General features: G+C 56.2%; 19 protein-coding genes. 9 read left to right on the top strand and 10 right to left on the bottom strand.

Going from position 1 to position 20,534, the window contains the following annotated elements; genetic code table 11:
• Positions 1 to 77: 77 nt before the first annotated feature.
• From VG99_RS04505 to ispD, 5 genes are read left to right on the top strand one after another with little or no spacing between them, the layout of a single operon-like run.
• Complete coding sequence (locus VG99_RS04505) at positions 78 to 1,712, top strand: CTP synthase (protein ID WP_044498518.1); 1,635 nt, start codon at positions 78 to 80, stop codon at positions 1,710 to 1,712.
• A 9-nt stretch (positions 1,713 to 1,721) separates the two neighbouring features.
• Positions 1,722 to 2,567 (top strand): 3-deoxy-8-phosphooctulonate synthase, encoded by an 846-nt coding sequence (kdsA, locus tag VG99_RS04500; protein WP_044498517.1) that lies wholly within the window; start codon positions 1,722 to 1,724, stop codon positions 2,565 to 2,567.
• A 58-nt stretch (positions 2,568 to 2,625) separates the two neighbouring features.
• Positions 2,626 to 3,915 (top strand): phosphopyruvate hydratase, encoded by a 1,290-nt coding sequence (eno, locus tag VG99_RS04495; RefSeq protein WP_044501436.1) that lies wholly within the window; start codon positions 2,626 to 2,628, stop codon positions 3,913 to 3,915.
• 35 nt (positions 3,916 to 3,950) lie between these two features.
• Positions 3,951 to 4,235 carry a cell division protein FtsB gene (gene ftsB, locus VG99_RS04490; RefSeq protein WP_044498516.1) on the top strand — a complete coding sequence of 95 codons (285 nt, stop codon included), beginning with the start codon at positions 3,951 to 3,953 and terminating at the stop codon, positions 4,233 to 4,235.
• Positions 4,228 to 4,920, top strand: coding sequence for a 2-C-methyl-D-erythritol 4-phosphate cytidylyltransferase (ispD, locus tag VG99_RS04485; protein WP_044498515.1), 693 nt, complete (start codon positions 4,228 to 4,230; stop codon positions 4,918 to 4,920). Before ftsB ends, ispD begins: the two co-directional genes overlap by 8 nt.
• A 15-nt stretch (positions 4,921 to 4,935) precedes the next feature.
• Here the strand turns inward: ispD and VG99_RS04480 are convergent, their stop codons facing one another.
• Genes VG99_RS04480 through pilB form a run of 3 tightly spaced genes read right to left on the bottom strand, consistent with a single transcriptional unit; the run spans position 4,936 to position 8,790 of the window.
• Positions 4,936 to 5,808: a prepilin peptidase gene (locus VG99_RS04480; RefSeq protein WP_044498514.1), complete on the bottom strand. Its 873-nt coding sequence runs from the start codon at positions 5,806 to 5,808 to the stop codon at positions 4,936 to 4,938.
• A 3-nt stretch (positions 5,809 to 5,811) separates the two neighbouring features.
• Positions 5,812 to 7,080 carry a type II secretion system F family protein gene (locus VG99_RS04475; protein ID WP_044498513.1) on the bottom strand — a complete coding sequence of 423 codons (1,269 nt, stop codon included), beginning with the start codon at positions 7,078 to 7,080 and terminating at the stop codon, positions 5,812 to 5,814.
• A gap of 3 nt (positions 7,081 to 7,083) precedes the next feature.
• Positions 7,084 to 8,790: a type IV-A pilus assembly ATPase PilB gene (gene pilB, locus VG99_RS04470; RefSeq protein ID WP_044498512.1), complete on the bottom strand. Its 1,707-nt coding sequence runs from the start codon at positions 8,788 to 8,790 to the stop codon at positions 7,084 to 7,086.
• 371 nt (positions 8,791 to 9,161) lie between these two features.
• Here pilB and VG99_RS04465 point away from each other — a divergent pair, with 371 nt between their 5' ends.
• The 3 genes from VG99_RS04465 (at position 9,162) to VG99_RS04455 (ending at position 11,644) form a co-directional block, all read left to right on the top strand.
• The gene (locus VG99_RS04465) at positions 9,162 to 9,626 is read left to right on the top strand and encodes a pilin (RefSeq protein ID WP_044498511.1); all 465 of its coding nucleotides are present in this window, start codon (positions 9,162 to 9,164) and stop codon (positions 9,624 to 9,626) included.
• Positions 9,627 to 9,672: 46 nt separating this feature from the next.
• Positions 9,673 to 10,872, top strand: coding sequence for a serine hydrolase domain-containing protein (locus VG99_RS04460; protein ID WP_052508697.1), 1,200 nt, complete (start codon positions 9,673 to 9,675; stop codon positions 10,870 to 10,872).
• Between the two features lie 331 nt (positions 10,873 to 11,203).
• Positions 11,204 to 11,644 (top strand): YtoQ family protein, encoded by a 441-nt coding sequence (locus tag VG99_RS04455; protein WP_044498510.1) that lies wholly within the window; start codon positions 11,204 to 11,206, stop codon positions 11,642 to 11,644.
• A gap of 18 nt (positions 11,645 to 11,662) precedes the next feature.
• Here VG99_RS04455 and VG99_RS04450 read toward each other — a convergent pair whose 3' ends face one another.
• Positions 11,663 to 12,769: a glutathione S-transferase family protein gene (locus VG99_RS04450; protein WP_044498508.1), complete on the bottom strand. Its 1,107-nt coding sequence runs from the start codon at positions 12,767 to 12,769 to the stop codon at positions 11,663 to 11,665.
• A 250-nt stretch (positions 12,770 to 13,019) separates the two neighbouring features.
• Here VG99_RS04450 and VG99_RS04445 point away from each other — a divergent pair, with 250 nt between their 5' ends.
• Entirely contained in the window at positions 13,020 to 13,754 is a 735-nt protein-coding gene (locus VG99_RS04445; protein ID WP_044498507.1) for a DUF2889 domain-containing protein, read from the top strand.
• A 57-nt stretch (positions 13,755 to 13,811) separates the two neighbouring features.
• Here the strand turns inward: VG99_RS04445 and VG99_RS16360 are convergent, their stop codons facing one another.
• The 6 genes from VG99_RS16360 to VG99_RS04415 are packed head-to-tail and all read right to left on the bottom strand — an operon-like array spanning position 13,812 to position 20,455.
• A complete protein-coding gene (locus VG99_RS16360; RefSeq protein ID WP_044498506.1) occupies positions 13,812 to 14,231 on the bottom strand; it encodes a type IV pilin protein in 420 nt (139 codons plus the stop codon).
• Positions 14,232 to 14,234: 3 nt separating this feature from the next.
• Positions 14,235 to 17,921 carry a pilus assembly protein gene (locus tag VG99_RS04435; protein WP_052508696.1) on the bottom strand — a complete coding sequence of 1,229 codons (3,687 nt, stop codon included), beginning with the start codon at positions 17,919 to 17,921 and terminating at the stop codon, positions 14,235 to 14,237.
• A gap of 20 nt (positions 17,922 to 17,941) precedes the next feature.
• Positions 17,942 to 18,499 carry a pilus assembly PilX family protein gene (locus VG99_RS04430; RefSeq protein ID WP_044498505.1) on the bottom strand — a complete coding sequence of 186 codons (558 nt, stop codon included), beginning with the start codon at positions 18,497 to 18,499 and terminating at the stop codon, positions 17,942 to 17,944.
• Positions 18,496 to 19,476 carry a hypothetical protein gene (locus VG99_RS04425; protein WP_044498504.1) on the bottom strand — a complete coding sequence of 327 codons (981 nt, stop codon included), beginning with the start codon at positions 19,474 to 19,476 and terminating at the stop codon, positions 18,496 to 18,498. The genes VG99_RS04430 and VG99_RS04425 overlap by 4 nt, the downstream gene beginning before the upstream one ends.
• Positions 19,473 to 19,925 (bottom strand): type IV pilus modification protein PilV, encoded by a 453-nt coding sequence (pilV, locus tag VG99_RS04420; RefSeq protein ID WP_044498503.1) that lies wholly within the window; start codon positions 19,923 to 19,925, stop codon positions 19,473 to 19,475. The genes VG99_RS04425 and pilV overlap by 4 nt, the downstream gene beginning before the upstream one ends.
• Positions 19,922 to 20,455: a GspH/FimT family pseudopilin gene (locus VG99_RS04415; RefSeq protein WP_076939722.1), complete on the bottom strand. Its 534-nt coding sequence runs from the start codon at positions 20,453 to 20,455 to the stop codon at positions 19,922 to 19,924. The genes pilV and VG99_RS04415 overlap by 4 nt, the downstream gene beginning before the upstream one ends.
• Between the last annotated feature and the right edge of the window lie 79 nt (positions 20,456 to 20,534).

Genomic DNA, 20,534 nt, shown 5'->3' with positions numbered 1-20,534 from the left:
TCCCATCTTGACGAGACTTTGGTCTCCCTTCGATTTCCTGCGGCTGCGACCGCTTAACTTCAATCTACGGGTTTTTCATGACGCGCTACATCTTCGTCACGGGTGGTGTTGTATCTTCTTTGGGCAAGGGCATCGCCTCGGCATCCCTGGCGGCGATTCTCGAAGCACGTGGCCTCAAGGTCACCATGCTCAAACTGGATCCGTACATCAACGTGGATCCGGGTACCATGAGCCCGTTCCAGCACGGCGAAGTATTCGTCACCCATGATGGTGCCGAAACTGACCTTGACCTGGGCCATTACGAGCGCTTCATCCGTACCCGCATGACCCAGAACAACAACTTCACTACCGGCCGCGTCTATGAAGACGTGCTGCGCAAGGAGCGCCGTGGTGATTACCTGGGGGCCACCATCCAGGTCATTCCCCATATCACCGACGAGATCAAGACCCGCATCATCCGGGGCGCCGGCGATGCCGACGTGGCCATGGTCGAGATCGGCGGTACCGTGGGTGACATCGAGTCGCAACCCTTCCTCGAGGCCATCCGCCAGCTGCGCCTGGAAGTGGGCGCCAAGCGCGCCATGCTGATGCACCTGACTCTGGTGCCCTATATTGCCACCGCTGGTGAGACCAAGACCAAGCCGACCCAGCATTCGGTCAAGGAACTGCGCTCCATCGGCCTGCAGCCCGACGTGTTGGTCTGTCGCTCCGATCATCCGATCGACCTGTCTTCGCGCCGCAAGATTGCGTTGTTCACCAACGTGGAAGAGCGTGCGGTCATCAGCCTGCCCGACGCCGACACCATCTATCGCATCCCCGGCATCCTGCATGCCCAGGGGCTGGATGATTATGTGGTCGAGCGCTTCGGCCTGGAATGCGGCAGTGCTGACCTGTCCGAGTGGGAGCGGGTGGTAGACGCCAAGCTGCACCCGGAGAAGGAAGTCACCATCGCCATGGTCGGCAAGTACATGGAGCTGCTGGACGCCTACAAGTCGCTGATCGAGGCCCTGAGCCACGCCGGCATCCAGAGCCGTACCAAGGTCAACGTGCGCTATATCGACTCGGAAACCATCGAGGAGAATGGCACTGGCCAGTTGGAAGATGTGGATGCCATCCTGGTGCCCGGCGGCTTCGGCCTGCGCGGCGTGGAAGGCAAGATCGCCGCCGTGCGCTATGCCCGCGAGAACAAGATCCCCTACCTGGGCATCTGCCTGGGCATGCAGGTGGCCGTAATCGAATTCGCCCGCAACGTGCTGGGCTGGGACGATGCCAACTCCACCGAGTTCGACAAGACCTCCAAGCACCCCGTAGTCGGCCTGATCACCGAGTGGCAGACCGCTACCGGCGAAATGCAGACCCGCGACGAGTCCTCCGACCTGGGCGGCACCATGCGCCTGGGCGCGCAGGAATGTGCGCTGGAAGCTGGCAGCAAGGCCCGCGAATGCTATGGCGCCGATGTGATCGTCGAACGCCACCGCCACCGCTACGAGGTCAACAACAACCTGCTGGCCGAGCTGGAAAAGAGTGGCCTGAAGGTGTCCGGTCGCTCGATGGACCGCGCCCTGGTGGAAATGGTCGAGGTGGAGGATCACCCCTGGTTTGTCGCCTGCCAGTTCCACCCCGAGTTCACTTCCACGCCGCGTGATGGTCATCCGCTGTTCAGCGGTTTCGTCAATGCGGCGCTGAAGCAGCGCGCCAGCAAGAAAGCCTGAGGAAACGCAATGGCCCAGAAAATCGTCCGCGTTGGCAGCATCGAGATTGCCAACGATAAACCCTTCGTGCTGTTCGGCGGCATGAACGTGCTCGAATCCCGTGATCTGGCCATGCGTATCTGTGAAGAGTACGTCCGGGTTACCGAGAAGCTCGGTATCCCCTACGTCTTCAAGGCCAGCTTCGACAAGGCCAACCGCTCGTCGATCAACTCCTTCCGCGGCCCCGGCATGGAAGCAGGGCTGAAGATCTTCGAAGAGATCAAGCAGACCTTCAAGGTGCCGGTTATTACCGACGTGCATGAGCCGCACCAGGCTGCCCCGGTGGCCGAGGTCTGCGATATCATCCAGTTGCCAGCGTTCCTGTCCCGGCAGACCGACCTTGTGGTGGCCATGGCCCAGACCAGCGCGGTGATCAATATCAAGAAGGCACAGTTCCTGGCACCCCAGGAAATGCGCCACATCCTGACCAAGTGTGAAGAAGCCGGTAACGACCGGTTGATTCTCTGTGAACGTGGCTCCAGTTTCGGCTATAACAATCTGGTTGTGGATATGCTCGGCTTCGGCATCATGAAGCAGTTCGAGTACCCGGTGTTCTTTGACGTAACCCACGCCCTGCAAATGCCCGGTGGCCGCAGTGATTCCGCGGGCGGTCGTCGGGCCCAGGTCACCGACCTGGCCAAGGCCGGCATGAGCCAGGGCCTGGCCGGCCTGTTCCTGGAGGCACACCCGGATCCGGATAATGCCAAATGCGATGGCCCCTGCGCCCTGCGCCTGGACAAGCTCGAGCCCTTCCTGGCTCAGCTCAAGGCGCTGGATGAACTGGTCAAGGGCTTTCCGGAGCTGGAAACTGCCTGATTGGCAGGCAAACCCCCTTTTAAACAAAAGCATGTTTCAGATGGAGAAAGCAGCAATCATGGCGAAGATCATTGAAATCAAGGGTCGTGAAGTACTGGACTCCCGCGGTAACCCGACCGTTGAAGCGGATGTGATTCTGGAAGGCGGCATCCTCGGCAGCGCCTGCGCGCCCTCCGGTGCCTCCACCGGTTCCCGTGAAGCGCTGGAGCTGCGCGACGGCGACAAGAGCCGTTACCTGGGCAAGGGCGTGCTCAAGGCCGTCGCCAACATCAATGGCCCCATCCGTGAGCTGCTGGTTGGTCGCGACGCGCTGGACCAGGCTGCCCTGGACCGCGCCATGATCGAGCTGGACGGTACCGACAACAAGGCCAAGCTGGGCGCCAACGCCATCCTGGCTGTCTCCCTGGCTGCCGCCAAGGCCGCTGCCCAGGCCAAGGGTGTGCCGCTGTACGCGCACATCGCCGACCTGAACGGCACCCCCGGTCAGTACAGCATGCCGGTGCCGATGATGAACATCATCAACGGCGGCGAGCATGCCGACAACAACGTCGACATCCAGGAATTCATGGTCCAGCCGGTCGGCGCCAAGAGCTTCGCCGACGCCCTGCGTATGGGAGCGGAAATCTTCCACCACCTCAAGGCGGTGTTGAAGGATCGCGGCCTGAGCACCTCGGTCGGTGACGAAGGCGGCTTCGCCCCCAACCTGGCCTCCAACGAAGACGCCCTGGCCGCCATTGCCGAGGCCGTCGGCAACGCCGGCTACACCCTGGGTGACGACGTGACCCTGGCCCTGGACTGCGCCTCCAGCGAATTCTACAAGGACGGCCAGTACGACCTGGCCGGTGAAGGCAAGGTGTTCAACGCCGAAGGCTTCGCCGACTACCTGGCGGGCCTGACCCAGCGCTACCCGATCATCTCCATCGAAGATGGCATGGACGAGTCCGACTGGGACGGCTGGAAGGTGCTGACCGACAAGATCGGCGCCAAGGTGCAACTGGTCGGGGACGACCTGTTCGTCACCAACACCAGGATCCTCAAGGAAGGTATCGAGAAGTCCATCGGTAACTCCATCCTGATCAAGTTCAACCAGATCGGCTCGCTGACCGAGACCCTGGAAGCCATCCAGATGGCCAAGGCCGCCGGCTACACTGCGGTGATCTCCCATCGCAGTGGCGAAACCGAAGACCACACCATCGCCGACCTGGCCGTGGGTACCGCCGCTGGCCAGATCAAGACCGGCTCGCTGTGCCGCTCCGACCGCGTGTCCAAGTACAACCAGCTGCTGCGTATCGAAGAGCAACTGGCTGGCCAGGCGCCGTACAAGGGCCGTGCCGAGTTCCGCGGCTGAGAGGATAGGGCGGGCCCTGGCTCGCTCGAAGGGAGATCGCCTGTTTGAAATGGCTCTGGCTAATATCGCTGACCTTGCTCGCCCTCCTGCAGTATCGCCTGTGGGTGGGGGAGGGCAGTCTGGCGCATGTAGCCCAGCTCAAACAGGAAATCTCCGCCCAGCAGGGCGAAAATGAAAAGCTGCTGGAGCGCAACCGCGTGCTCACCGCAGAGGTCATCGAACTGAAACAGGGCCTGGAAACCATCGAAGAGCGTGCCCGGCATGAGCTGGGCATGGTCAAGGAAGGCGAAACCCTGTTCCAGTTGAGCGGCGATGACTGAGACTCTGCCATCTTTCTGGGTTGTCATCCCCGCTGCGGGCGTCGGCTCGCGCATGCAAGCCGACCGACCCAAACAGTACCTGCCACTCGGCGGGCGCTGCCTGATCGAACATACCCTCGACTGTTTTCTTGACCAGCCCGGTCTCTCCGGCCTGGTTGTCTGTCTGTCGCCTACCGACGCATGGTGGCCGGAGCTGGCCTGTGCGGCCGATCCGCGCATTACCCGTGCCGACGGTGGGCGTGAGCGCGCCGATTCGGTCCTGCACGGCCTGCAGGCGCTTGCCGCGCTGGGGGCCAAGGATGAGGACTGGGTACTGGTGCATGACGCCGCCCGGCCGAACCTGGCCCAGTCCGATCTGCACAAGCTGTTGAATACCCTGAAAGACGACCCCGTCGGCGGCCTGCTGGCGGTACCGGTACGCGACACATTGAAACTCACCGGGCCGGATGGCCGGGTCAGCTCCACGCCAGATCGTTCACTGTTCTGGCAGGCCTACACGCCGCAGATGTTCCGCCTCGGTGCGCTACGCACCGCCCTGGCCGACGCCCTGGCGGCGGGTGCAGTCATCACCGATGAAGCCTCTGCGATGGAATGGGCCGGCTTGGCACCGCGGCTGGTGGAGGGGCGGGCAGATAACATCAAGGTTACCCGGCCGGAAGATTTGCTGTTTTTGCAGGGCCGCTGAGGTAGCGGCGTTGAGTCAGAACCCGGCAAACCGCAGGTAAGTCCCGGTAATCCAATCACCCCAGATGATCGCAATCCATCCCGCAATCGCCAGGTAAGGTCCGAAGGGTAGCGGGGTAGAGTTGGAGTCGCCACGGGTCTTGAGGATGATGATGCCGAGAATGGCACCCACCAGGGATGACAGCAGAATGGTCAACGGCAACACCTGCCACCCGCCCCAGGCGCCCAGCATGGCCAGCAGCTTGAAGTCCCCATAACCCATGCCTTCCTTGCCGGTGATCAGCTTGAACAGCCAGTACACCGACCACAGGCTTAGATAACCAAATACCGCGCCCCACAACGCCGAGGACATATCGGTAAGCAGTCCGAAACTGTTGGCAATCAGGCCCAGCCACAGCATCGGCAGCACAATGGCGTCCGGCAGCAGCTGGGTGTCGGCATCAATCAAGCTGAGGGCGATCAATGCCCAGGTCAGTAACAGCATGCCGGCCGCCGGCCAACCGAAGCCATACTGCCAGGCCACCACCACACTTAGCACCGCGGTGAGCAGTTCCACCAGCGGGTAACGGGCGCTGATTCGCTCCCGGCAGTTGCCGCAGCGGCCGCGTAGCAGGGCATAGCTGATCAGCGGCAGGTTCTGCCAGGGCTTGATCTCGGTCTGGCAGTGCGGGCAATGGGAGTGGGGCAGCACCAGGTTGTACACCGGCTGCTCAGGCTGCGGCTGCTCCGGATGCAACATCTCCCGGGCCTGCTGCTGCCAGTCGCGCTCCATCATCTTCGGCAGGCGATGAATAACCACATTGAGAAAGCTGCCAACCACCAACCCCAACAGCCCGGCGACTACAGCAAAGGCCAGCAGGTGGCTGGCCATATAATCGAGTAGGGTCATGGTTCAGACAACGGCGCCCAGCTGGAAGATTGGCAGGTACATGGCAATGATCAGACCACCGATCAACACCCCCAGCACCGACATGATCATCGGCTCAAGCAGGGTGGTGAGGTTGTCCACCTTGTTATCCACTTCAGCTTCGTAAAAGTCTGCGACCTTTTCCAGCATACCGTCGAGGTTACCTGACTCCTCACCAATGCCGGCCATCTGCACCGCCAGGGTAGGGAACACATTGGTGGAGCGCATGGCAAAGTTCAGCTGGGTACCGGCCGACACATCCTGCTTGATGTTATTGACGGCGTTGTAGAACACCACGTTACCCGCCGCCCCGGCGACCGAATCCAGCGCCTGCACCAGCGGCACACCCGCGGCGAAGGTCGTAGACAGCGTGCGAGCGTAGCGGGCCACGGCGGCCTCGTAGACGATCTTGCCAACGATCGGCGCCTTGAGCAGGGTACGGTCCTGGGCATCGCGGAAGGACTTGGAGCGTCGGTGGGCCTGGGTATAGGCCCAGCCCAGTACGATGAGCCCGATCAATATGATGAACCACCAGGACTGCAACCATTCCGACAGGCCAATCACCATCAGGGTAAAGGCTGGAAGGTCAGCACCGAAGTTGGCAAATACGTCCTTGAACTGCGGCACTACCTTGAGCAGCAGAATCGCCGTCACGATCACCGCCACCACCACCACTGCAATGGGGTAGGTCATGGCTTTCTTGATCTTGGCCTTCAGCGCCTCGGTCTTTTCCTTGTAGGTGGCGATACGGTCCAGCAGGGATTCCAGTCGACCGGATTGCTCACCGGATTCAACCAGGTTGCAGAACAGATCGTCGAAGTACTGCGGATGCTTGGCCAAGGACGCCGCCAGGGTATTACCCGAAGCGATATCGGTCTTGATTTCATTGAGCAGCTTGGCGAAGTTCGGGTTAGCCGTGCCTTCGGCAATAATCTCGAACGCCTGCACAATGGGCACGCCGGAGGCCATCATGGTCGCCAGCTGGCGCGTGAAGAAGGCAATATCCAGCGGCTTGATCTTCTTCGCGCGGGGGCCGAACAGGGAGGACTTCTTATGGATCTTGGTGACCATGATGCCCTGCTTGCGCAGCTGGGCCTTGATCAACGCCTGGTTGCTACCCTGTATCTCGCCGGATACCTTGACGCCCTTGCGATCCTTGCCTTCCCACTTGAACGGGTAGACCTTCTCAACCTTGGCTTTCTTCGCGGGTTTCGCGACCGGCCTGGTCCGTTTCACTGCTGCTTGCTGGGCCATGACTTAATCCTTGGTCACTCGGTTCACTTCCGCCAGGCTGGTGACACCCTGTTCCGCCTTCATCAGCGCGGATTGGCGCAAGCTTCTGAATCCTTCATTCTGGGCTACGTCGGAAATCTGCATGGAATTGCCGTCTTCCATGATGATGCGCTGGATGGCCGGCGTGATCTTGACCACTTCATATATCCCGACACGCCCTTTATAACCGTCCTGACAATTTTCGCAACCCACCGGCCCGTAAATCGTTAACCCGCTAGCAATTTTTTCATCGCTGAAGCCTTCTTCGCGCAACGTCTCGCGGGGAATATCCATCGGCTTCTTGCAGTGGGGGCACAACCGCCGCGCCAGTCGCTGGGCAATGATCAGGTTTACCGAGGTAGCGATGTTGAACGCAGCCACGCCCATGTTGCGCAAGCGGGTCAGGGTTTCCGCCGCGCTGTTGGTGTGCAGGGTAGACAACACCATGTGACCGGTCTGCGCCGCCTTGATGGCAATCTCGGCGGTCTCCAGGTCACGGATCTCACCCACCATGATGATATCCGGGTCCTGACGCAGGAAGGCGCGCAGCGCCTGGGCAAAGTCCAACCCCTGCTTGGGGTTCACGTTGACCTGGTTGATGCCCTCCAGGTTGATCTCCACCGGGTCTTCGGCGGTGGAGATATTGCGCTCCATGGTGTTGAGAATGTTCAAACCGGTATACAGCGACACCGTCTTACCGGAACCAGTAGGGCCGGTGACAAGGATCATGCCCTGGGGCTTGCTCAGGGCATCCAGGTACATTTGCTTCTGGTCGTCTTCGTAACCCAGGGCATCGATACCCATCTTGGCGCTGTCGGCATCGAGAATACGCAGCACCACCTTCTCGCCCCAGAGCGTCGGCAGGGTGTTGACCCGGAAGTCGATGGCCTTGTTCTTCGAGATCTTCAACTTGATCCGGCCATCCTGCGGCTTGCGCCGCTCGGCCAGGTCCATGGACGACATCACCTTCAGGCGCGCGGCAATCTTCACACCCAACTGCACCGGGGGCTTGGATACCTCATGCAAGATACCATCGGTACGAAAGCGCACCCGGTACACCTTTTCATAGGGCTCAAAGTGCAAGTCCGAGGAGCCTTTCTTGACCGCGTCCAGCAGCATCTTGTTGACGAAGCGCACCACGGGCGCATCTTCGGCATCGTTGCTACCATCCTTGCGCTTGTCATCACTGGCCGCGCTTTCAACCTCAAGGCCATCGAGGTCACCGTCGTCCACATCGCCCAGGCCGCTGGTCCCGCTCTCAAGATACTTGTCGATGGCGGTGCGCAGCTTGTCATCCTCGACAATCACCGCATCGGTCATCAGGCCGGTATTGAACTGGATATCGCTCAGTGCCTGCTGATTGGTGGGGTCAGAGAGAGCCAGATACAGCCGCGAGCCGCGCTTATATAACGGCAACACACAATGCTGGCGGATCAGCTTTTCGCTAACCAGGCTGACCTCCGGCTGGCTCTCCCGATCCAGCGCCGCCAGATCCAGATAGGGGTAGCCGAATTCCTCAGCACACACCCGCGCCAGATCACGCGCCTTGGCCAGCTTGTTTTGCACGAGATAGGTAATAAGGGGGATCTTGTCCTGGCTGGCCAGTTGACTAGCCTTGCCAGCCGCCTGCGCATCTAACAGTTCTTCCTGAACGATTCGCCGGGCCAGGCCGGAGAGGGTAGGGGTGTCCATAGCGTCTTCCCGATACGTAGTGAGACAGTGCCGACTATAGTACAGCACCGCACCGACACACCAAAAGCGCAGCGACCAAACGCGCCACGGTTACCCGCTACGCTGACAAAAAACGTCACCTTCCGCCAATCCATGCCAGCGCTAGGCGCACTCTGCATCTAGACGAAGCGGCTGCAGCTAACCGTCCTATCTAGATACTCCATGCTCCCGCCCCTTATGTAGGAGCGGCGCCCCGCCGCGATACCCGCTCTCTGGTGTACTCCGCCTGCATTTAATCCACCATCCCAACCCCGGCTCCGCCACCTTGGCACACAAACTGCACTAGCCCCACCAGCCCATTGGCTAATCTCAAAAACAAATGGAGTTGAGAAATGAAAGCTCAAATGCAGAAAGGTTTTACCCTTATTGAATTGATGATCGTGGTTGCGATCATTGGTATTTTGGCGGCGATTGCTATTCCCCAATACCAAAACTATATTGCTAAATCGCAAGTAAGCCGCGTGATGAGTGAGACAGGCTCCCTACGGACTGCTGTCGAAACGTGCATGATGGAAGGCAATAGCACTAGTTGCCACTTGGGATGGACGGTTAGCAATCTCCTAGCTGGTCAGAGCGACGAAGGTGGTCTAGAGACTGGGCAGACTGGTCTGGAAGTTTCTATTGAAGATAATACAGCTGAAATAGTTGCGACGTTTGGTCAAAGCGCTTCCACCGCTATTGTAGATAAGACCCTCACTTGGTCTCGAGATGAGAACGGTGAGTGGATATGCGATACCACTGTGGAAGATAAATTTAAGCCCGCCGGTTGCCAAGGCGAGACAGAAACCGACGCTTGATTCCTACGTAAAAAAGGGCGCATTGCGCCCTTTTTTGGATTTATAAATGCGTTTCGTTTTTGTACGACTGGTCAAGACTAGACTAGTTATATTGTTAATTGTTGGGCTGCTATTTGCGGCCGGTATAGCGCATTTGGTCATTGCTGAGCGCTTGCTCTTGTTGCGTTCGTTTTTTCCTGTGGTTTCTTTTTTGTCCATCGCCTCGATAAATTGTAGCGAGGGCGCACCGGAATGGATGGATATGACGCTTAAAGATGCCGCTCTAACGATGAAATCATCTTCTAATCAATTAGTTTATATATCCCCGGCTGGGCAGGCGTATCACTGCGAGAGTGGTTGGGAAGATGGGGTTTTCACAAAAAATATTAGCAAATATACTCGTTTCCGATATGCTAGCTTGACTAAGCTGCTAACTGCAGATGCTGTTCTCAAATTAGAGCGAGATGGAAAGCTTTATACGCAACAGACTCTGGACGAGTTGTTTTTATTGGCTGATGAAGTGGTTGACCAAAGAGTCAAAGAAATTACTTTAAAACACTTGCTCAACCATCAGGCTGGGTTTGACAGGTTGCTAAGTTCTGATCCGCTCTTCTCGCATAATAAAATGTCTTGGTGTCCGCAGGATCTTCTAGTTTTGGAGGGCATAAGGCTTGATTTTGAACCTGGTGACAGAGCGTCTTATTCGAACTTGGGTTATTGTTTGTTAGGGGCTGTTATAGAAAAGATAACGGGAAAGCCATATAGACAATATATGGAGCAACAGTATGGTTTGAATAGTACGGGTATCAAGTTTATTGATGGGCCGTATTTGGAGGATGAAGTCGCCTATAACTTCTATTTCAGTGATTTTTATGGGGTTGGCTATTACAAGTTTTTTGATTTCTATGCCTTGTCGTCCTCTGCGGGCTTATCTGGAAGTGCGTTTGGTCTGGCGTCTCTGTTGCACGGTTTGGATTCATTAGATATTACTGAGCTTGAACATAAGTTAGATATGTATTCATGTGCTTACCATAAGTTTAGGTTCTGCTATATTGATGGGGTTAATGCTTTCCGGCCTGTCGCGGGAAAGTGGACTATTTATTCGCAGGGTGGGTTTCTGCCCGGCTCTTCCGCACTAGCTGCCGTCGATGGATTTGGGGGTCTGATCGTTTGGGTGGGCGGGGGTGCCCCTTTAGGGGGTGACAGCGAAAATGAAAAATTTATAACGCAGCTTTATTGGCGGCTGGATGCCCATTATAAACGCTAATTGTTATTTTCGGGGAATAATAGAACTCAGAATTTGCGTATACCGTCCAGCTTATAAGTAAGCTTCCTAACTTGGTCCGCGCGTACCTCGTATTCGTTTCCAGCGGTGCGGCAGGAACGCGCCACCAGCAAATCTAAGAATCAGCATGTCCGGAAAATGGGCGGATGATACTGGAGCTGGGCTGTCGGACGAGGGGCCAGTGTCAAGAGCAGGGATAGCCGACATGATCGGGGGAAGGTTGGGGCGCAAGCTTGCTCAGTTGTTAATATGCTGCCATTTTGCCCTTCCCACTGCCTCTGGTATGGTTAGCCCTTTTGCTTTCGGAGGCTCCATGTCCTTTTACGTTTATCTTTCCGGCGAAATCCACACTGATTGGCGCGACGAGATCCAGCGCGGTGCCGAGGCCAAGGGACTGGATGTGGTATTCACCTCAGCGGTGACTGACCACGATGCCAGCGATGCAGCGGGTGATCATCTGGGTGCGGAAGAGAATGCTTTTTGGCGCGACCATAAATCAGCCAAGGTCAACGCCATCCGCACCAAGACGCTGATCGAGCAGAGCGATCTGGTTGTGGTGCGCTTCGGTGACAAGTACAAGCAATGGAACGCCGCCTTTGACGCCGGCTACTGCGCAGCCTTAGGCAAGCCCTATGTCACACTGCATGCCGAGGACATCATCCACCCGCTGAAGGAAGTCGATGCCGCAGCGATGGCCTGGGCAACTACGACCGAGCAGGTGGTGGATATTCTGGCTTACGTGCTGAAGGCCTGAATCGCCGTTCGGGGCAGGTCACTGCCCCGTCTCGATGAGTCGTTCCAGTCTATTATTCCGGCGCTGTAACCGAACCGGCAGTGGGCTGGTCAGTGCGCGGGCCTGCGTCTCGCTCAGCAGCGACTCTACAGCGGCACGTTGATCGCTTGTCAGTTTGCTGTAGAAGTCGCGCGGCCTTTGCCACATCCACAGGTTGTACGGAAACACCAATCGCTCTTCTTCCATGTCACCCAATCGATAGCGCAACTTGCCAATAGCGCGGGGAATCTCCGTCGCGTCGGGGTTGGCTGTGATCCACTCTTCCAGTTGCCTGGCGGTTTTCATCAGCACCGGCACTTGCTCGTCGAACATCCGCTTGATGATGGGTAATAGCGTATCCGGTACTGCATCATCCGGTAAGAAATCCCCGCCCTTGCTGGCCACAGCCGGGCTGATCATTCGTTCGACCCAGCGCGCGACTTGCGGTGCTCGCTCTTGCATCAGGCGGCCAGACGCCGGGTCGCGGTAGAGGTGCGCGTACAAGGGGCCAATCAGACCGAAGTCGCCGATGCAGGGCCTATCGCCGAGGAGGTAGTCATGACTGCTGAAATGGGTGTTCAGTTCGTCCAGCAGGGTCAGATAACTTGCTTCGATGGCGGCCCGGGAATGATCGGTAATCCCCAGGCGGGGCAGCGCGCCAGCGAAGGGGGCGGACGCTTCCAGTCCGGCGGCGTATTGCTCTTCCGGGCTGGCTTCAGGCAGGCGAGTCCGGCCGAATTCCGAAATGGCAAACTGGCGATTCTCCTCGATCATCCAGCGATACAGCATGGCAGGGTTGACCAGCCATTCATCGCTATAGACTTCTAGCAGTAACGCAACCAATCGCTGGCGGGGTCCTGCGGGGTAGACGGGCCTGTCGGGAAACCGCTGCTCCAGGTAATCGATGATCTCGGTTGAATCCTGGATCACTCGGTCATCGGGCGTTACCAGGACCGGAATATAACGCACCCCCGTGCGCGGGATGATCAGCTCTCGATAAATCTGCGGCGTAGCCAGAACCTCCTCGAAGGCGATTCCCTTGAACTGCAGGTAGCAGCGCACCTTGCCGGTATAAAGTGAAACAGGTGCTCCGATCAGTTTGTACATGCCTGTGCTCCATCGGTGTATGGAACAAGTGTCGACTACCTTGTTGCGGGGAGCGAGACCCGAACGGGTGATTATAGCGATGGGGAATGGTCGAACATGAGCGTGGCGATATCCCCTGTCTTTTCTGGCAGGGTATTTATCTGGCGAATTGGCCTTCTGGCCTGTTTGAGAAACGGGTAGGCTGTCTTCTAACGAGACATTTTTAGGCGAACAATGCCGACTCAATAAGAACAGCTAACGAGGCGCGCCGATGCAAGAGCTGGATTCCCCCCACGTTTTCTTCCGCCGTGTGATTTTTGACGTTACCGCGAGCGAATGCCGGGTCGCCATGGAGGATGAGCATCATTATTTTGTGCTGCAGTTGGGGCACGATGGTGAGCGCATCACCTCGGTGGCTAGCACTGCCAAGCGCACCCCCTGGACGCTCTGCCCTGAAGCCGAGCGACAACTCCAGGCCTTTGTCGGCCAGCCCCTGCGTAAACGCATCGCCGTCGATCTACCGGATATCGACAGCAAGCAGCAATGCACCCACCAATATGATCTAGTGATGGTTGCCTTGTCTCAGGCGCTGCATCCAGGCAGGCGGGAATACGTTGCCAAGGTCCGAGGGGCCATGCATGAGTATCGCCACGCCGAGCTGTGGCTGGATGGTGAAAAGTTGCTCGACTGGCGGCTGCGGGGCACCCTGGTCCACAGCCAGGACCCCTGTGATCAGCAAGACCTGCGCACCATCATGCCCTGGGCGGACGAGCACCTGGATGACCAGATGCTGGAGGCACTGTTCGTGCAGCGACGTGCGGTGATGGTGGCGGCCAGCAAGGGCTTCAACCTGGATCTTATTCCCAATGCGGGTGTCGCCATGCGGGCACGCGCCGGGGCCTGCTTTGTATTCCAGCCGGAGCGGGCGGAGCAGGCGGTGCGGGTAGTGGGTAGTACGCGGAAGGATGTGCAGGGGGCGGGGGATTTGCTAATAGGTTACCGCTGACCATGGCTGGAACAATGCCTGCCGCGCTATGAAAAGGGCGGCAGGCATCTGGTGGCGCTACCAGCAACTGGCGTCGCTGGCAGAACGTACGCCTTTATGATCAATCGAGAGTGCGCCGCACGTTGTGTCGTTAGTCGCCTGCGCGCCTTGTGGGGTGGCAGTGACAGTGTAAGTGCTTTGGGTCTGGTTACTTATAGTAAAACTGTATCGAGTATCCATATTGCCCTCCGTAGAACAGCCAAGGGTCGGGGCTGCATCTTCGTCATAATCATAAGTAAGATGCGTTGTGTAATAACGCTCCATAAAATGCACATGTTCAGACAGGCACGCTTTGGCGCTGTCACGGTAGGTACGAGTAACATGCTGTGTATACGAGGGATATGCGATGGCCGCCAATATCCCGATGATGACCACAACGATCATCACCTCAATTAATGTAAATCCAGTCTGCTTTATCTTCGGTGCCAATGGGGACATCCGTCAATCTCCCATATTGATCAGTTCACGCCACGACGTGCGGCCGACAATAGATGCGTAAGGCTTCACACCCACTTCTTTGATGGTGCCTTCATCTGTGGGGACATACATTTTGTCACCCAGGAAAGAGGGGTTACTGAAGCCGGTATCAAAGCCAATGCCCGAGACTACAGTGGGGACTCCATCGATGACGACGAGATCTGACTGGTTGAAATTTTGATCATTGTTGACATCGAAATAGGTATCCGATAACCGCGCCCCGGTAAAAGGGTTTATGGACATAACCATACCCACGCCGCTCGGCGCACATGGATCGGATGCATCCGGGATACGGGTATTACTTATGAGTGCGCTACCCTGGAACTGGTTAGGAGTGATCATTCTCTCGCCCAGTGCCTGTTTGCTGCCGTTCTGAACCCGATATAAATCGATATGCCATCCTTTCTTATTCGCGAGATCCTCGCGGGCCCCTTCCTCAATCACGCGCGCAGGACGTGTACCGCTATCGGTGGTCACGGAAACCTCCCGGAGGATTTTGCGCTCGAGAAGGTCGGCGCGTGCGTGGCCTGCGGTACCGTCATCTTTAATGCCGTACCAGCTTTGTACCTGCTTATTCGACAGATCATTCGTGCTGAGGTAGAGGCCGGTGCCGAAGAAAAGCCAAGTGGTTCGATCATAGGGAGATTTCCCCGCCAGCGGAGTAGAGGTGATGGGCTGCGGTGCTCCCGATGGATCGGTGGCGGTAAAGAGTTTGGTAATGGTCGGGTTGGTTGCGGTGAGGTTAGTGATCTTCCAAAGCGCACCTTGCAGATCCCCGGCATAAAGAGTGTCGGTGCGGCCATCCCCATCTTGATCCCACGCCCTAACTGCGGAAAGCCCGTTATTGGCGACATTGGAAAGGGGGGGGGCTGATACCGCGCCATCGGCTAAATTGATACTAATCAGGTGGGCTTTGCCTGTGCTGCTATTAGGCCCATTGCCGAGTGTTACTTTCCAGTTGCTGCTTTGATCCTGAATGATCACGGGCTTGCCAAGGTTGATCCCCAGAGCAGGGATGTCCGCCGAGCTTTTCTCCCACAGGAGAGATACGCTGTTCGGGTCGGTAATATCCAAGGCGAAAATGGCGTTATTAGTATCCTCTCGGTTTTTAGCCAGCCCACCTGCTCCAAGTGTGCCCACCAATATGGTTTTCCAAGACCCGTTGATATAGGTGTCGGCAACAGTGATCTCCCCGTCCACGAAGTAGCGATGTTCGTAATTCTTTTCTGCCAACTCCGACAGCCCATTGGTCACAACGGTGGCGGGGATGAATGCAAATGTCTCCACGCCTGTCAATGCATTAAATCCATGGAGCATTCCATCATTGCCACCCACATAGACTGTTGGGTTTCTGTTGATGGAATTGGCCCAGCTACTGTAGCTGCTTGATCCCGTGAACGAGCGATTGCTGAACAGCTGGGGATTGGGCAGGCCGACATAAACTGGTTGCGAGTTCACGATGTCACCCAGTACGCCCTGGCGCACGCGGAAGCTACCGTCCGACTCCTTATCTCTCTTGCCAAGCAGGTATTGGGCGCGGTCGGCATTAAAACCGGTTAGATTCTTGCCTTCAGTTTTTAAAAGTTTGAGTCCGTTATTATTGACGTAGACTTTCCGTTCGTCCCATTTGGGTAGCTGGCGTTCCGCATTCCATACAGGTTCGGAAACAAGCGCACCGCTGTTCGGATTGATTGTGTATCCATACATATTCCCGGTCCACGAACCGCTGACATATTGAACCTGAAAGGTCATGGATCCACTTTCTAGCTGAGTCGAGTTCAGGGCCAGTGATGAGCGGTTGCCCTTTTGCTCGCGCTGGATGTCGGCAAAGGCCTGGGTAAGGCTGTTAATCATGTCTTGCGCGCTACTGACCACATAGAAATTGTCGGGGCGGTTATGGTTATTGCTAAGCTTGTCACCCGTGCTCCACCACCAGGAATCTTCGAGCTTCGCTGTCTTACTGGTTGGGTCGAAATCTTCAGGGGTCTTGAGCCCGCCATATTTAGCGGCTAGCCAATAGGGGTTGTTTTTTGGCGCCTTCAGGCCCGACTCCAGGATGTCAATCCAGTAAGTTGATGCTCTTTGTTCCCCCGCCATGTCCGGTCGCAGGTCAGATGTGTTCGCATCATAGGCAAGCACAGAAATATAATCCGAGCCCTGAACGGACCCAGTGACGCTGGTATCATGCATCCCTTCCCTGGCGTGGATAACACCTCGTAGTTTCGAGAACTTGCTTGTGCCACCGCCGGAAAACAAAGGGTCGTCACTTCCATCAGTGACAAAGCCTCGGTCATTATGGGTATTGGTGTCGCCGATACCTAAAAAGAAGTTTTTCTGACAGGAGAATTGTATAGGGTCGTGGCCACCCTTTTTCCAATCTTTTATTATTGGTAGCCCGCCCACCAAGCGGTCCCGCGCGTCCCCTGTTTTATCTAACACACTGGTATAAGCTTCAATGTTATTGAGGCCTTTGAGATAACGATAAGCAGTGTAGTAAAGTTCGCTGACGTTGTCGTACTGCTTGAAATTTGTTCCGGGAACCAGGTGGCCGCTGTTGTTTATATAATTTATAACGCCACTGTTCTTGACCGGGGTGGTGCCGTAGTCTGTATCCTGAGCATCCCCGGGGTCAGGGTTGGCTACCATGACACCATTGGTTTCATTCCACTCCCGGTTCGGGTTGGTTTCTTCCGTATTGTTGCTGGTGACTCGAGTAGGCCCGACGTATTTCATTCGGGCATGCATGATGCCACCTTTCCGGTTTCGGTTAGTACCGAATGTCTGGCTTCCGGAATTGTCATTCAAATAACCAAACGCGCTGTAACGCATAGAATCAGCGTGCTGCTGGATCAAGCCTTCTGGCTTATGGTTGTTTGTTGAATATTTTTTGCAGTTATCTTCGGGCATGTTTGGAAGGCAAACTTTCACCCTGACGGATACTTCGTAAACTGTGTTGTTATCGAACTTCCTACCTTTTCCTGAGCGGCCATGCTTTTCCGGGTTATAGGGCGTGGGGCTACTGTTTGACAGGTCCCCGCTACGCGTGAATCGTAATTTGTTTCCCATGGCATGGCCGGCCTGACCAATACGAGTCTTAAATTCCGTCCAATTGGTTGGCGTAGCATTACTAATTAGCGTGCTGTCAGATAAATTGCTGTCCGGGAAGTTGTTGCCGGCACTGCCTTGGCCTGTCTGAAAACCTTTTTCCAGCCAGGTCTCTCCGGCTTCGTCGTAGAAACGACGTCCCCCCGTCAGGATATGGCGGAATATATCAATGGATTGCATCGAAGCCCAGTTTAGAAAATGTCCACTCCACTGATCATCGTTAGGGCAAGTAGGGCCATTTTCATTGACAGGGTAAAAGTGACGCTTTAGCTCGTCCTGGTCATAGTTATATTGATAGCATTTTTTACTATCGAAATAGCCCACGAACTCAGCATTGGTCGAATAGGCATTTTTATAGGCTCTGGTTACCATCGTTGGAAACTCGAAGGAGCCTAAAATAGCCATATTCCCCGGCACGGGCTTGGCGACTAGCAGGGGCTGCTGGTCAATCTCAATAGCGGCGATAGCAGTGCTGCAGGCAAGGATGGTGGTCCCTATAAACGTTAGGGTTTGAAAGAAAATCCTTTTCGATTCTTCAAAATTCATGGCGCTATCCTTATTTATACCTACAGGTTCTGCTTGACGGTGATCTGCATGGCGACCACCGCCCGGCCATTGTCAGCGGGTACGCCGCTACGGGCGGTAACTCGGTAAAGCATGGCAGTGGGGGGAGTATGGTCGCAGCCCGCATAATTATCGCAATTGGCGCTGCTACCTACTCCAAGTTCATCGGTCCCCCCTACGACGCCGATACGCTCGATATAGTATTGTGGTGTAGAGCTTACGAGAGTTTCATTTGCCTCGAAGCTGGAACTGACATCAAACCAGTTGTCTTCTGACGGAGTGAATGTGGTGACGGGAATGCCAGGGCAAACAGCATTGGCATCATCAAGGCAGTCCTCACCTATATCTGGATCCGAAAGGATGGCGTCCTCAGCGGCTCTCAGAGCCGCTTCAGTGGCCTGGTAAGCAAGAGAGCGATCGTACATATTGGCCGTGATTTTTTCCTGATTGGTGGCGTTCCGTATGGATGCCAACCCGATCATGGTGGATATAAGCAGCATGACCAATGCGACCGGTAACGCTACGCCACGTTGAGTGTTGTTCGGTGAAAGGCGATTCATAGAATTCGGTTCCTCAGGGCAACGATGCTGCTGAAGCTACGGCTAAGGCGCCCCGCATTCGTCGCAGCGTCTACGGTTACATTCGTATCCTGACCTAACAAAGAAAAGCTGATCTGGACTGCGTTGACCAAAGCCCACTGGCTACCAACTTGCGCTACCGTCTTGAAGTCTGAGGTGTCGTTCAATCGATACAGGAACTCGACATCAGTTACTCCCGCAGCAATCTCGATTAGCTGCAGTTCTGGCGATCCGGTAGCGCCGACGGTGAGTTCGGCCAGATACAGCGAACGGCCGCCCTCTTCATCTCGCCCGTTATTTCCGATGTACCAGGCACGACTCTTCAAACGCCCAATGACTGAGTTTCTGTCGTAAACGCCCGGTTGTGTGTGTACGTTGGCATTATTCGCTGCAGTTAATGTGTCATTAGCTACATTCGCTTGGAAAAGAGTGGCCTTGGTCGCGTCGCAGACAAATACGATATCGCCGCTCTGTAGGTCGCCAGTGTCATTGAGAGTGTAGGCATGGTTGCTGGAGTTGAACGAATCAACAGCTGAGCCGCCAACGTCGGAGTACAGGACGGTCAGCGCTTCGGTACCGTTGATGCGGTTCGTAAGGCCGGCGAGGGTGGCGTCGCCGGCGTAACCGATCAATTGGCCGTCAGAGCCCGCCTCCCAATCCAGGTGCCACGGCGGAGTTGTCTGCGCGGCCGTAAGAATGTTGGTCACAGCGACATCATTACCGCAGGGGATGCTACCGGCTTGGCGAATATCTCGCGCCATGATTTCGAAACCCAGTCTCGCGCTGTCTTGTATCTGCGACAGGCTTTTCGTGGTTCTGAAGCTCTGGGTGTTGGAGAGTAGTACTCCGGTGACTGCGCCAATGATTACCAGACCAAGCACCAGGGCGATCATCAGTTCGATGAGAGCCAACCCCTGTAGTCGCCTGCGTGATGAAAGCCGAGAAAACTCCCTTTTCATAGCAATACCTCAGTCACGATCTGTTGTGTTTCACTGCCTTGGGTAGCTTTACTGTCATTCCATTGCACAATGACTTTGCATTCGGTATTGGTGCAGGAAACAGAGCCGGTGGCGTCATCGCCCAGGTTGCTTTTCAGCTGTTCGCGCCATAAGGCATGCACCCCGGATGGGAAAGTACCGGAACCTGCATCTTCCGTAAGACTTAAATTGAAGCGCCCCTGCTTCGCGGATTCCGTATCAGCCCGGATAGCCTCGACGATGGTATAGCTTTGGACTACCGCCAGCGACCGCTCCATTGCGCTCTGGTTGTTTTTTAATGAGGTAATTTGTAACCCGGCTAGTCCGAGTAAGCCGACCGACAAGACCAATACGGTAATCAACACTTCGATGAGGCCAATACCTCGCTGGTTCGCCGGCGGTAGTACAGGGCGAGAAGGTAAGGGGCTCATGAGCAGCCTCCTGAGACTTTCCGTATGGAGGTGCGGCTGGCCGCACCCAAAGTGATTTCGCGAATGGATTCGGCGGGACCGCTGGTGGCACATATAGTGATCTTGGCATCGTTGATCAGAGCGGAGCCGGAGCGCCCCAATCCATCCGTGGAAAAGGTGAGCCGGTTGTTGTTCAGGTCAGACGTGACTTGAACCGTGGAGTTATGAGTGCTGACTGTGCCGCGCCTTATGACATCATCAGCATCGGCAGAGGCAGCGTTTTGCACTACCAGCCAGTGTTGCCAGCCCCCGGAGCCCCCGCAGCGGCTACTGGAGGCGCTATTGGTCTGGCAAAAGGTGATAGTGCGATTCCGTTTGATCGCTTCTGACCGTGCGAAGCTAACAGCGTCGGCTAGATCGGAAGCGATAGTCGTCAGCCGGTAGTCAATAATCATATTTCGAAAAGACGGAATCGCGATGCTGATCAGTATTGCCGCAACAGCGATGGTCACCATCAGCTCGATCAACGTAAATCCCTTAACACGAGTCATCCTGTACCCTCCTTTTAGTGCGTGCACTATATGCTGGCCTTTTGGCAAGGTCTCGGCCGTCGCGATGATCGGTCATTTT

The sequence above is a fragment of the Pseudomonas saudimassiliensis genome (genome assembly GCF_000939975.1).
In the GTDB taxonomy this organism is placed as follows: domain Bacteria; phylum Pseudomonadota; class Gammaproteobacteria; order Pseudomonadales; family Pseudomonadaceae; genus Halopseudomonas; species Halopseudomonas saudimassiliensis.
The sequence above is the reverse complement of the archived record's forward strand: the minus strand, read 5'-3'. Positions and strand labels throughout refer to the sequence as shown.

Bases quoted from the DNA above. Each gene is read 5' to 3' on its own strand.
- VG99_RS04450 (WP_044498508.1), bottom strand. From the start codon at position 12,769: ATGTACAAACTGATCGGAGCACCTGTTTCACTTTATACCGGCAAGGTG.
- VG99_RS04425 (WP_044498504.1), bottom strand. From the start codon at position 19,476: ATGAAAAGGGAGTTTTCTCGGCTTTCATCACGCAGGCGACTACAGGGG.
- VG99_RS04465 (WP_044498511.1), top strand. From the start codon at position 9,162: ATGAAAGCTCAAATGCAGAAAGGTTTTACCCTTATTGAATTGATGATC.
- VG99_RS04445 (WP_044498507.1), top strand. From the start codon at position 13,020: ATGCAAGAGCTGGATTCCCCCCACGTTTTCTTCCGCCGTGTGATTTTT.
- VG99_RS04460 (WP_052508697.1), top strand. From the start codon at position 9,673: ATGCGTTTCGTTTTTGTACGACTGGTCAAGACTAGACTAGTTATATTG.
- eno (WP_044501436.1), top strand. From the start codon at position 2,626: ATGGCGAAGATCATTGAAATCAAGGGTCGTGAAGTACTGGACTCCCGC.
- kdsA (WP_044498517.1), top strand. From the start codon at position 1,722: ATGGCCCAGAAAATCGTCCGCGTTGGCAGCATCGAGATTGCCAACGAT.
- VG99_RS04435 (WP_052508696.1), bottom strand. From the start codon at position 17,921: ATGAATTTTGAAGAATCGAAAAGGATTTTCTTTCAAACCCTAACGTTT.
- pilB (WP_044498512.1), bottom strand. From the start codon at position 8,790: ATGGACACCCCTACCCTCTCCGGCCTGGCCCGGCGAATCGTTCAGGAA.
- pilV (WP_044498503.1), bottom strand. From the start codon at position 19,925: ATGAGCCCCTTACCTTCTCGCCCTGTACTACCGCCGGCGAACCAGCGA.
- VG99_RS04455 (WP_044498510.1), top strand. From the start codon at position 11,204: ATGTCCTTTTACGTTTATCTTTCCGGCGAAATCCACACTGATTGGCGC.
- VG99_RS04415 (WP_076939722.1), bottom strand. From the start codon at position 20,455: ATGACTCGTGTTAAGGGATTTACGTTGATCGAGCTGATGGTGACCATC.
- VG99_RS04480 (WP_044498514.1), bottom strand. From the start codon at position 5,808: ATGACCCTACTCGATTATATGGCCAGCCACCTGCTGGCCTTTGCTGTA.
- VG99_RS04505 (WP_044498518.1), top strand. From the start codon at position 78: ATGACGCGCTACATCTTCGTCACGGGTGGTGTTGTATCTTCTTTGGGC.
- VG99_RS04430 (WP_044498505.1), bottom strand. From the start codon at position 18,499: ATGAATCGCCTTTCACCGAACAACACTCAACGTGGCGTAGCGTTACCG.
- ispD (WP_044498515.1), top strand. From the start codon at position 4,228: ATGACTGAGACTCTGCCATCTTTCTGGGTTGTCATCCCCGCTGCGGGC.
- VG99_RS16360 (WP_044498506.1), bottom strand. From the start codon at position 14,231: ATGTCCCCATTGGCACCGAAGATAAAGCAGACTGGATTTACATTAATT.
- VG99_RS04475 (WP_044498513.1), bottom strand. From the start codon at position 7,080: ATGGCCCAGCAAGCAGCAGTGAAACGGACCAGGCCGGTCGCGAAACCC.